The 11,518-nt window shown below is 76.1% G+C and carries 9 protein-coding genes; 4 read left to right on the plus strand and 5 right to left on the minus strand.

Annotation, left to right across the window (positions count from 1 at the left end; genetic code table 11):
- Positions 1–329: 329 nt before the first annotated feature.
- From LY71_RS18800 to LY71_RS18810, 3 genes are read right to left on the minus strand one after another with little or no spacing between them, the layout of a single operon-like run.
- Entirely contained in the window at positions 330–1,559 is a 1,230-nt protein-coding gene (locus tag LY71_RS18800) for an MFS transporter (protein ID WP_106280550.1), read from the minus strand.
- 49 nt (positions 1,560–1,608) lie between these two features.
- Positions 1,609–3,102 carry a precorrin-2 C(20)-methyltransferase gene (locus tag LY71_RS18805; RefSeq protein ID WP_106280552.1) on the minus strand — a complete coding sequence of 498 codons (1,494 nt, stop codon included), beginning with the start codon at positions 3,100–3,102 and terminating at the stop codon, positions 1,609–1,611.
- Positions 3,099–3,719: a precorrin-8X methylmutase gene (locus tag LY71_RS18810; protein WP_106280555.1), complete on the minus strand. Its 621-nt coding sequence runs from the start codon at positions 3,717–3,719 to the stop codon at positions 3,099–3,101. The genes LY71_RS18805 and LY71_RS18810 overlap by 4 nt, the downstream gene beginning before the upstream one ends.
- Positions 3,720–3,761: 42 nt before the next feature.
- Between LY71_RS18810 and LY71_RS18815 the strand changes: the two genes are divergently transcribed.
- Positions 3,762–4,940 carry a glucose-1-phosphate adenylyltransferase family protein gene (locus LY71_RS18815; RefSeq protein WP_106280557.1) on the plus strand — a complete coding sequence of 393 codons (1,179 nt, stop codon included), beginning with the start codon at positions 3,762–3,764 and terminating at the stop codon, positions 4,938–4,940.
- Positions 4,941–5,013: 73 nt separating this feature from the next.
- On the opposite strand, the gene cobG is transcribed toward LY71_RS18815, so the two are convergent.
- Both cobG and LY71_RS18825 read right to left on the minus strand, forming a co-directional pair.
- Positions 5,014–6,177 (minus strand): precorrin-3B synthase, encoded by a 1,164-nt coding sequence (gene cobG, locus LY71_RS18820; protein ID WP_106280560.1) that lies wholly within the window; start codon positions 6,175–6,177, stop codon positions 5,014–5,016.
- A gap of 44 nt (positions 6,178–6,221) precedes the next feature.
- Positions 6,222–7,046, minus strand: a complete 825-nt coding sequence (locus LY71_RS18825; protein WP_106280562.1) for a DUF4383 domain-containing protein — start codon at positions 7,044–7,046, stop codon at positions 6,222–6,224.
- A gap of 149 nt (positions 7,047–7,195) precedes the next feature.
- On the opposite strand from LY71_RS18825, the gene LY71_RS18830 reads away from it, so the two are divergent.
- From LY71_RS18830 to LY71_RS24245, 3 genes are all read left to right on the plus strand, one after another.
- Entirely contained in the window at positions 7,196–7,525 is a 330-nt protein-coding gene (locus LY71_RS18830; protein WP_245888081.1) for a tetratricopeptide repeat protein, read from the plus strand.
- Between the two features lie 32 nt (positions 7,526–7,557).
- A complete protein-coding gene (cobN, locus tag LY71_RS18835; RefSeq protein WP_106280564.1) occupies positions 7,558–11,166 on the plus strand; it encodes a cobaltochelatase subunit CobN in 3,609 nt (1,202 codons plus the stop codon).
- Between the two features lie 193 nt (positions 11,167–11,359).
- Entirely contained in the window at positions 11,360–11,509 is a 150-nt protein-coding gene (locus LY71_RS24245) for a hypothetical protein (protein WP_245888083.1), read from the plus strand.
- Positions 11,510–11,518 lie beyond the last annotated feature (9 nt).

The following is an 11,518-nucleotide window of genomic DNA, read 5'->3' on the forward strand; positions in this document are numbered from 1 at the left end:
TGCACCTCCGGCGCCCCGGCGACGAGCAGGTCGAGGAGCCCACCGGTGAACACCGGCGGCGCGTCGTCCTCGATCTCGGGCACGAGCCGAACCTAGGGCCGGGGTACGACAGTTCCCGCAGGTCACAGGCTGACGCGGGCTCCGACTCCGTGGGACCGGGACGTTCGGGCGACTCTCGGTGGCGACCCCCGATGGCGGAGGGGTCGAGACAACAGCGCCTGGTGGAGCCCGCTCGGCTCCGTGGACGCAAGAGGGACCGGAGCGGCCAACGGGTCCGGGTCCGGGTCCATCCGGTCGGGTCGAGCCCCGTCCGGACGTGCAGTCGACGGTCAGGCCGCCAGCGGCTCGGCGGGCTCCTCGGCCGGCTCGGTGGCGGGAGCGCGGCGGCCCGAGATCCGCAGGCCCACCGCCGCGCCGAGCGCGAGCAGGATGACGACGACGCCGTAGACCTCGGCGGCCAGCCCGAGCCCGACGGAGGCCGACGCGATCCCGGCGGCGATCGCCGGGATGCTGAACGCGAGGTAGCCGACGACGAAGATGCTCGACAGCAGCCCCGCGCGCCGGCCGGGCGCGACCCCGGCGGTGACCGTGGCGACCGCGCCGAGGAAGGCGGCCCCGAACCCGAGACCGGCGATCCCGGCCGAGACGAAGAACAGCCAGGCCGCACCGGTGGCCAGCGAGACCAGCAGGGCGCCCACCGCGACGGCGAACACGAGGCAGCCGCCGCCCATCGACCGGCGCGGCGGCAGGTCGCGGGCCAGCAGGCTGCCGACGACGCCGGTCCCCTGCATGCACAGGATGAGCAGGCTGCCGACGAGGTGGTCGGTGATGCCGAAGACGGCGGCGGTCAGCGACGGGCCGAGCGAGAGCACCAGCCCGCCCATCGCCCACAGCGCCACGAGGCAGGGGACGGCGACGGCGAACGCGCGCCGCTGCGGCCGCGGCACCTCGACCTGCGGGCGCAGCGAGGCCAGCGCCCCGGGCAGCCGCGGGGAGGACTCCGGCAGCGCCAGCACGGCGGCCGCGCCCAGCACGAAGACGACGGTGAGCACGCCGAACACCCACGGCGTCGGCTCGGCCAGGCCCTCGATCGCCAGCCCGGCGCCCACCGCGCCCAGGGACAGGCCCAGGCCGGGGGAGACGCTGTTGACCAGCGGCCCGAGCGGCCGCTCGCCGCGCTGCAGGTCCAGCAGGGTGGCACCCAGCGCCCCGGTGAGCGCGCCGGTCGAGAGCCCCTGCAGCACGCGGGCGGCCAGCAGCCACCCCACGCCGTCCGCGGCGAGGAAGACGACCATCGCCACCGCCTGCAGCAGCAACCCGCCGGCCAGCACCGGCCGCCGTCCCACGTGGTCGGACAGCCCGCCGACCACCAGCAGCGCGGCCAGCAGCGCGAAGGCGTAGATGCCGAACACCAGGGTCAGCACGCCGGCGCCGAAGCCGAACTGCTCCTGGTAGACGCGGTAGAGCGGCGAGGGGACGCCGGAGGCGGCCAGCACCAGCACGAGCAGCACCGCGGCGGTCCAGAAGGCGGCCGGGCGGGGGAGTCGGGCGGTCGGCACGGGTCAGGTCAAGGAGGGCGCGGCGCTCGTTGTTCCCTGCAACGGCGTGTCAGGCCGGATACCGGCGTGGCGTGTACACCTGGCCGGACGGCGTCACCCGGGTCTGGGACGACCCGACCAGCACCAGGCAGCGCATGTCGACCGTCTCCGGGTCCAGCTCGCCGAGCGTGGTGACCACCACGGACTCCTGCGGCCCACCGACGTCCCGGCCGACGACGACCACCGTCCCGGGCTTGCGCACCTCGAGCAGGACGTCGAGCGCCTGGCCGAGCTGGTGCGGCCGCGCCTTCGACCGCGGGTTGTACAGCGCGACCACCAGGTCGGCAGCGGCCGCGTGGCGCAGCCGGTCGAGGACCACGTCGAGCGGCTTGAGCACGTCCGAGAGGCTGATGACGGCGAAGTCGTGCCCCAGGGGCGCGCCCACCCGCGAGGCGACGGCCTGCGCGGCGGTCAGCCCGGGCAGCACCCGCACCGGCACGCCGGCGTGCTCGGGCTGCGCGGCCACCTCGAGCACCGCGGCGGCCATCGCGAACACCCCGGGGTCGCCGCTGGAGACCACCGCGACCCGCCGTCCCGACCGGGCCAGCTCCAGCGCCTGCGCGGCCCGCTCGGCCTCCACCCGGTTGTCGCTGGGGTGGCGGGTCTGGCGCGGGTTGGCCGGCACCCGGTCGAGGTAGGGGCCGTAGCCGACCAGGTCGTCGGCGGCCGCGACCGCGTCGGCGGCCTCGGGCGTGGTCCAGCAGCGGGCGCCGGGACCGAGGCCCACGACCACGACCTCGCCGGCGCGCGCCTCGTCGTCCGGGCGCGCGGGGGCGTTCCCCGGACCGGTCAGCGGGCTGGGCAGCAGCGCGAGGGAGAAGTAGGGGACCGACGCGGGGTCGACGTCGGCCAGCGGCAGCGTGCGCTGGCGGTCGGTGGTGGCCCGCTCGACGTAGAGCGCGCGGTCGAGCAGGCCGGCGGCCTCGAACGCCTCGCGCACCTGCGGGAACGTGCGGCCGAGCTTCAGCACCGCCGCGGAGTCGGTGGTGGCCAGCCACTCGGCGAGCTCGTCGGCGGGGAGCGTGCCGGGCAGCACGGTGAGCACCTCGTCGCGCTCGACCAGCGGCCGGCCGGCCACCGCCGCGGCGCCGCTGACGCTGGTCACGCCGGGGACGACCTCGGTGGGGTAGCGGTGGGCCAGCCGCTTGTGCATGTGCATGTAGGAGCCGTAGAAGAACGGGTCGCCCTCGGCCAGCACGACGACGTCGCGGCCGGCGTCGAGGTGCGCGGCCAGCCGGGCCGCGGCGGCCTCGTAGAACTCGTCGATGGCGCCCTGGTAGCCGCCGGGGTGGTCGGTGGCCTCGGTGGTCACCGGGTAGACCAGCAGCTCCTCCACCTGCCCCTCGCGCAGGTAGGGGGCGGCCACCGCGCGGGCCACCGAGCGGCCGTGCTGCGCGGCGTGGAAGGCGACGACGTCGGCGGCGGCGATCAGCCGGGCGGCCTTGACGGTGACGAGCTCGGGGTCGCCGGGACCGAGCCCGACGCCGTACAGGCGGCCGCTCACTCGACGTCGCTCGCGATCGCGTTGACGGCCGCGGCGGTGATCGCGCTGCCGCCCCGCCGTCCCCGGACGACGAGGAACTCCAGGTCGGAGGCGGTCAGGGCCTCCTTGGACTCGGCCGCGCCGATGAAGCCGACCGGGATGCCGAGGACGGCGGCCGGGCGCGGCGCGCCGGCGGCGACCATCTCCAGCAGGTGGAACAGCGCGGTGGGCGCGTTGCCGATGGCGACGACGGCGCCGTCGAGCCGGTCGCGCCACAGCTCCAGCGCGGCGGCGGTGCGGGTGGTGGCCAGGTCGGCGGCCAGCGCCGGCACCCGCGGGTCGTTGAGCGTGCAGACGACGTCGTTGTCCTTCGGCAGCCGGCGCCGGGTCACGCCGGAGGCGACCATCTGCGCGTCGCAGAGCACCGGGGCGCCGGCGTCGAGCGCCTCCCGGGCGCGGGTGACGACGTCGGGGCTGTACGCCACGTCCTCGACCAGGTCGACCTGCCCGCAGGCGTGCACCATCCGCACGACCACCCGGGCGACGTCGTCGGGCAGGCCGCGCAGATCCGCCTCGGCGCGGATCGTGGCGAACGACTGCCGGTAGATCTCGGCGCCGTCCTTCTCGTACTCGTACACCGGCGCGAGGCTACGTCCCGCCGGGAGCGGGTAGCCGGGGGCATGGCTCTCCCCCGCGTGCTCGTCCTCGTGCTGGCCGGTGGCGCCGGCGGCCGGCTGCAGCTGCTGACCGAGACGCGGGCCAAACCCGCCGTCCCGTTCGCCGGTGTCTACCGGCTCATCGACTTCCCGCTGAGCAACTGCCAGCACTCCCAGATCGCCGACGTCTGGGTGTCGATCCAGCAGCACCCGACGTCGCTGGCCGAACACCTGGCCAACGGCCGGCCGTGGGACCTCGACCGCACCACCGGCGGGCTGATGACGCTGCCGCCGTTCCAGGGCACCGAGCGCGGCGGGTGGAACACCGGCACCGCCAACTCGCTGTGGCGGCAGGCCGACCTGGTCCGCGCGTTCGGCGCCGACGCGCTCGTCGTGGTCAGCGCCGACGCCGTCTACGAGCTGGACTACCGGGAGGTCGCCGACGCGCACCTGGCGTCGGGGGCCGAGGTGACCATGGTGACCACCGAGGTCGCCGCCGACGACGCGTCGCGCTACGGGATCGTCGAGGTCGACGGCGACCGGGTCACCGGCTACGCCTACAAGCCCGACGAGCCGGCCACCACCACGGCCACCAACGAGGTGTTCGTCTTCAGCCCGGGGCCCACCCTGGACCGGCTCGAGCAGCTGCGGTCCGAGCTCGGCGAGGAGGGGCTGGAGGACCTCGGCACCCACCTGCTGCCCGCGCAGACGGAGGATGGCCTGGCCCGCGCGTACCCGCTGGGGGGCTACTGGCGCGACGTGGGCACGGTGGAGTCCTACTGGCGGACGCACCAGGAGTTCCTCACGCCCGAGCCGCCGATCGACCTCGACGCCCCGGAGTGGCCGATCCACACCCGCGGCGGCCGGCGCAGCGCGGCCCGGGTGCTCGACGACGGCCGGATCGAGAACAGCCTGCTGTCGGGCGGCACCCGGGTCTCCGGCGACGTGCGCGGCTCGGTGATCTCGCCCGGCGTGGTGGTGGAGGCCGGCGCGACCGTCGTCGACTCGGTGCTGCTGCCCGGCGTGCGGATCCGGTCGGGCGCGACGGTGACCCGCGCGGTGGTCGACGACGGCGTCGACGTCGGCCGCGGCTGCACGGTCGGCGGCGAGGGCGACGTCGCGCTGCTCGGCCGCCGGGTGCAGGTCCCCGAGGGCACGGAGATCGCCGCCGGCGCCCGCTACCCGGACCCGGAGGACGACTGAGGAAGGAGGCCCCTCCTCCCCACCCCTCGCACGCTCGGGGCGGGCCCCTGGAGGGGACGCCGGGGGATCCTGATCAGCCGATGCGGTAGCCGTCGGTCGTCGCGACCACGTCGAGGACGTCCCCGCGCGGGCGGCCGCAGCGGCGCTCGCAGCCGGCCCAGTGCAGCCGGGCGCCGTCGGGCACCGTCCCGGCGGCGACGGCCGCGGCCGCGTCGGCGCGGACGTCGGCCAGCGACCTGGCGCAGCCGGGCCGCCCGGCGCAGGCGGTGACCCGCACCCACGGGCTGTCGGCGTCGAAGACCACGCCGGTGCGGTACAGGTCGACGGCGGCGTCGTCCACGCGGTCCTCGGCGAGGTCGGGGACGACGACGCTGCGCCAGGGGGTCAGCTGCACCTCGCCGGTGAGCGCGGCCAGCAGGTCGGCCTGAGCGGCGGAGAGCCGGCCCAGGGGCAGGACGCCGATCAGCGCCGTCCGCCCGTCGGCCTGGGCCTCCGCGCCGACGGGGCCGGTCGCCGGGGCCTCCGGCAGGACGGCGGGGGCCACGCGCGGGCCGGGCAGCCGGGCCGCCACCCGGGCCGGACCGTCGGCGAGCTCGGCCAGCCGCCAGGCGGTGCCACCCTGCGCGGCGCGCTCGGCGAGGAAGGCGCGGGCGGCGGCGAGCAGCAGGCCGACGGCGTCGGCGGGCGCCGCGCGCAGCCCGCTGTCGGCGCCCGCGAGCACCAGCGCCACCGCGCCGGGGGACAGCGCGAGCAGGCCGACGTCGCCGGCCAGGCCGGTCACGTCGCCGCGGCCGTCGTCGAGGGTGGCGAGGAAGCGGCCGGGCAGACCGGCGAGGGCGGGGTCGGCGCACAGGCCGGCGTCGAGGGCGGCGACCCACGGCCGGGCGTCGAGGTGCCCGCCGGCCCGGCCGGTCAGCGCGCTGGCCAGCACGTTGCGCACCCGCTCGTGGCTCTCGCTGGGCAGCAGGCCGGCCGCGGCCAGCCGTTCGCCGAGTGCGGCGGACGCGCCCGGCGCCAGTCCGCGCAGCTGGAGGTTGCCGCGGCTGGTCAGCTCCAGCGCGCCGTCCCCCAGGTCGCGCGCGGCCGCGGCGAGGGCCCGCAGCTGCGGCGCGGTGAGCACGCCGCCGGGGACGCGGACCCGGGCCAGCTCGCCGTCGGCGGCCGAGTGGGTCTGCAGCGCGCCGGGGCAGGCGTCGGCGCGCTGCCGGGGGGAGGAGGTCCGTGCTGCTGAGGTCATGGCGCCCGCGAGGCTACGACGCGGGCGCCACGACCTCGGCCGGATCAGGCGTCGTGGCGGGCGCGGTCGAACGACATCCACACCTCGCGGCGCTCCTTGCGGGTCTGCACCTGCGCCATGGCGGCCACGCGGCGGCGCTGCTCGAAGGAGGCCACGTGCTGGACGACGGCCACCTCGGCGTCGCGCATGGCGCGCTCGGCGGCGAACTCGGCCGGCGTCGACGGGAACTCGTCGGGCGACACCGGCGAGACGTCGTCGTCGGCGGACGCCCGCGCGTACGGGCTGTCGGCCGGCAGGTTGCCGCTGACCCGGCCGTAGGCGCCGAGCAGGAGCAGCACGGCCCCGGCGACGACGGAGAAGCCGACGTTGCTCAGCCCGAACGCCAGGACGTTCCAGTCGGTGTTGAGCACGGCCAGGTTGGCCAGCGCCGAGACCAGGAACAGCACGCCGATGACGATCATGACCGTCGAGGCGGTGCGCGGGCTGCGGAAGGCGGCGAACACCAGGACGACCGCGGTGACGATCGAGATGGTCGACAGCAGGCCGTTCGAGGACAGGCCGAGGATCCGCTCGCCGTCGGTGGAGAAGAAGGCCAGCCCGTTGGCGAAGCCGAGGATGCCGAACAGGGCGATCACCCCGGCGACGACGAACGCGCCGATGCGCTGGACGGTGTAGACGCGGCCGCCCTGCTCGGTCGCCGGGCCGGCGGGCTCGGCGTCGGGCTCGGCGGCAGCCGGCCGAGCGGGGACCGCGGCCTCGGCAGGAGCGGCCTGGGCGGTAGGGGGCCCGGCGGGCGTGGAGGCGGGGGCGGAGGAGGCGGACGCCGGTGCACGGTCGGCCTTCCGGGGGCGGTGCAGGGACAGGGCCATGGCAGGGCTCCTCGGGTCGGGTGGTGCCACACCGGTTGTTCCCAACTCGGTGGCGTACGGATGCACCTGTTTCCGGACTCCCTCGTGCCGTCCACCGCCCGGGCGTGTCGGGCCGGGAAGAGCCGGCGCGGGGTGGCGGTTGACCGGCCGTGACCCAGCCCTTCGAGACCGACCTGCACTCCGAGTTCCTCCGCGCCGACCTGTTCTTCGCGATGGGTCAGCCCGTCGAGGCCGCGCGTCTGCTCGAGCCGCTGGTGGAGGCCGAGCCGGGCAACGCGGCGGCCCTGGAGCTGCTCGCCCGCAGCTACTTCGGCTCCGCGCAGCTGCGGCGGGCCGAGGCGGCGCTGCTGCGCCTGGTCGACCTCGCCCCGGCCAACGGCTATGCCCGCCGCGCGCTGGCCCGCACCCTGGAGCGGCAGAACCGTCCGGCCGAGGCCACGGTGCACCACCGCCTCGCCGACGCCCTCGGCGCCGCCTGACCGGCCGTGGGCGGCCGGTAGCGTCTGACCGCGTGTTCGTCCTGCTGTCCACCAGCGACACCGACCTGCTCTCCGCCCGCGCCAGCGGGGCCGACTGGCGGCTGGGCAACCCCGTCCGGCTCGGCGCCGAGGGCACCGCGGCGCTGACCGACGGTGCGCAGCTCGTCGTCGTCCGGATCCTGGGGGTGCGGCGGCAGTACGAGGAGCTGCTCGCGCCGCTGCTCGCCGGGCCGGCGCCGGTCGTCGTCCTCGGCGGGGAGCAGGTCCCCGACGCCGAGCTGATGGAGCTCTCGACCGTCCCGATGGGGGTGGCCACCGAGGCGCACGGCTACCTCGCCCAGGGCGGGCCGGACAACCTCGTCCAGCTGCACCGGTTCCTCTCCGACACGGTGCTGCTCACCGGCGAGGGCTTCGAGCCGCCGTCGGTGGCGCCGGACTGGGGTGTGCTGGAGCGGGGAGGCCGGGGGAGCGGCCCGCGGGTCGCCGTCCTCTACTACCGGGCGCACCACCTCGCGGGCAACACCGCCTTCGTCGAGGACCTGTGCTCGGCGATCGAGGACGCCGGCGGTGAGGCGCTGCCGGTGTTCACCTCCTCGCTGCGCAGCGTGTCCGACGAGCTGCTCGACGTGCTGCGCACCGCCGACGCGCTCGTCGTCACCGTGCTCGCCGCCGGCGGCTCGCGGCCGGCCACCGCGCAGGCCGGCGGGGACGACGGCGCCTGGGACGTCGGCCAGCTCGCCGCACTCGACGTGCCGGTGGTCCAGGGACTGTGCCTGACCCGCTCGCGCGCCGACTGGCTGGCCGACGACGACGGCCTCTCCCCGCTCGACGTCGGCAACCAGGTGGCCATCCCCGAGTTCGACGGCCGGCTGATCAGCGTGCCGTTCTCCTTCAAGGAGACCGACGACGACGGGCTGACGCACTACGTCGCCGACCCCGAGCGGGCGGCGCGGGTCGCCGGGACGGCGGTGGCGCACGCGCGGCTGCGGCACACCCCGCCCGCCGAGCGCCGCATCGTGGTGATGCTGTCGGCCTACCCGACCAAGCACGCGCGGATCGGCAACGCCGTCGGGCTGGACACGCCGGCGTCGGTGGTGCGGCTGCTGGCCGCCATGCAGGGGCAGGGCTACGACATCGGCCCCTTCGACGGGCCCGACGCGCTGCCCGGTGTGGCCGACCTCGACGGCGACGCGCTCGTGCACGCGCTCATCGCCGCCGGCGGCCAGGACGCCGACTGGCTCACGGACGAGCAGCTCTCGGGGAACCCGGTGCGCATCCCCGCCGCGGAGTACCGGCGCTTCTTCGACACCCTGCCCGCCGACCTGCGCGCGGCGATGACGGAGCACTGGGGCGAGCCGCCGGGCTCCCTGTTCGTGGACGGCGGCGACATCGTCTTCGCCGCCCTGCGCGCCGGCAACGTCGTCGTGATGGTGCAGCCGCCGCGCGGCTTCGGGGAGAACCCGATCGCGATCTACCACGACCCCGACCTGCCGCCCTCGCACCACTACCTGGCCGCCTACTGGTGGCTGCGGTCGGGATTCGGCGCGCACGCGCTGGTGCACGTCGGCAAGCACGGCAACCTGGAGTGGCTGCCGGGCAAGACGGTCGGGCTGTCGGCGTCCTGCGGGCCCGACGCCGCGATCGGCGACCTGCCGCTGGTCTACCCGTTCCTGGTCAACGACCCGGGCGAGGGCAGCCAGGCCAAGCGCCGCGCGCACGCCACGCTCGTCGACCACCTGGTGCCGCCGATGGCGCGGGCCGACTCCTACGGCGACATCGCCCGGCTGGAGCAGCTGCTCGACGAGCACGCCAACGTCGCGGCGATGGACCCGGCCAAGCTGCCGGCCGTCCGGGCGCAGATCTGGACGCTGCTGCAGGCGGCGAAGCTCGACCACGACCTCGGGCTCGCCGACCGGCCCGACGACGACCACTTCGACGAGATGATCCTGCACGTCGACGGCTGGCTGTGCGAGATCAAGGACTCGCAGATCCGCGACGGCCTGCACGTGCTGGGCACACCGCCGTCGGGCTCCGACCGGGTCGACCTGGTGCTCGCCATGCTGCGGGCGCGGCAGATCTGGGGCGGTGCGGTGGCGCTGCCCGGGCTGCGCGAGGCGCTCGGGCTGACCGAGGACGGCACCGCCGGGCTGCACGCGACCGACGCCGTGGAGGCGCAGGCCGCGGCCCTGGTCTCCGGCATGGAGGACGCCGGGTGGACCGCCGGCGCCGTCGGCCCGGTCGTGCGCGAGGTGCTCGGCCGGGAGGACGCGCAGGTCGCCGACGTGCTGCGGTTCGCCGTCGAGGAGGTGGTGCCGCGGCTGGAGCGGACCACCGACGAGCTCGACGCCACCCTGCACGCCCTCGACGGCGGCTACGTGCCCGCGGGGCCGTCGGGCTCGCCGCTGCGCGGGCTGGTCAACGTGCTGCCGACCGGCCGCAACTTCTACTCGGTCGACCCGCGGGCGGTGCCCTCGCGGCTGGCCTGGGAGACCGGGCAGGCGATGGCCGAGTCGCTACTGGAGCGCTACGTGGCCGACACCGGTGGCTACCCGCCCTCGGTGGGGCTGTCGGTGTGGGGGACGTCGGCGATGCGGACCTCCGGGGACGACGTCGCCGAGGTGCTCGCGCTGCTCGGCGTCCGGCCGGTGTGGGACGACGCGTCGCGGCGGGTGACCGCGCTGGAGCCGGTGCCGCTCGACGAGCTCGGCCGGCCGCGGATCGACGTCACCGTGCGCATCTCGGGCTTCTTCCGGGACGCCTTCCCGCACGTGGTGACCATGCTCGACGACGCGGTGCGGCTGGTCGCCGACCTCGACGAGCCGGCGTCGCAGAACTTCGTGCGGGCGCACGTCGAGGCCGACGTCGCCGGGCACGGCGACCGGCGGCGGGCGACCACCCGGGTGTTCGGCTCGAAGCCGGGCGCGTACGGGGCCGGGCTGCTGTCGCTGATCGACTCGCGGGACTGGCGCGGCGACGCCGACCTCGCCGAGGTGTACGCGGTGTGGGGCGGCTACGCCTACGGCCGCGACCTCGACGGCGTGCAGGCGCGGCCGGACATGGAGGCGGCCTACCGGCGGATCGCGGTGGCGGCCAAGAACGTCGACACCCGCGAGCACGACATCGCCGACTCCGACGACTACTTCCAGTACCACGGCGGGATGGTGGCGACCGTCCGCGCGCTGACCGGCTCGGCGCCGCGGGCCTACATCGGCGACTCCACCCGCCCCGAGCAGGTGCGGACCCGCTCGCTGACCGAGGAGACCTCCCGGGTGTTCCGGGCGCGGGTGGTCAACCCCAAGTGGCTGCAGGCGATGCGCCGGCACGGCTACAAGGGCGCCTTCGAGCTGGCCGCGACCGTCGACTACCTGTTCGGCTACGACGCCACGACCGGAGTGGTGGCCGACTGGATGTACGAGCAGCTCACGCAGACCTACGTGCTCGACCCGGAGAACCGGGAGTTCCTGGAGCGGTCCAACCCCTGGGCGCTGCACGGGATGGCCGAGCGGCTGCTGGAGGCGGTCGACCGGGGGATGTGGGCCGAGCCGGACCCCGCGGTGCTCGCCGGGTTGCAGCAGGCCTACCTCGACACCGAGGGCGACCTCGAGGGCGGGGAGACGCCGGCCCAGCAGGTCGCCCCGTGATGATCTAGGCGCGTGCCCTGCGTCACGGCGCGCCGGGACCCGCCGGGGAGTGACGCATGATCCGTGTGCGCTGGGTAACAGCTCTTGCATGGGCATCCTGAACCGACTCCTCGGAACTGCAGAGACGACGGCTCGACGGGGCGCCGCTGCCGGCGGCCGCGGGATGGGCGGCCGCGGGATGAGCACCCGCGGGATGAGCACCCGGGGCGCGGCCGGCCGCTCGATGGGCCGCACCCGCATGGCGAGCGGCACACCCTCCCGGCGGATGGGCCGCGGCGCGCCGACGACGGCCGCCTCCGGTGGCCTGGGCCGGCTGCTCGGGTCGCTGACCGGCCGCCGCTGAGCGGCCGAC

Origin of the sequence: Geodermatophilus tzadiensis (assembly GCF_003002915.1) — a bacterium.
Classification (GTDB): Bacteria; Actinomycetota; Actinomycetes; order Mycobacteriales; family Geodermatophilaceae; genus Geodermatophilus; species Geodermatophilus tzadiensis.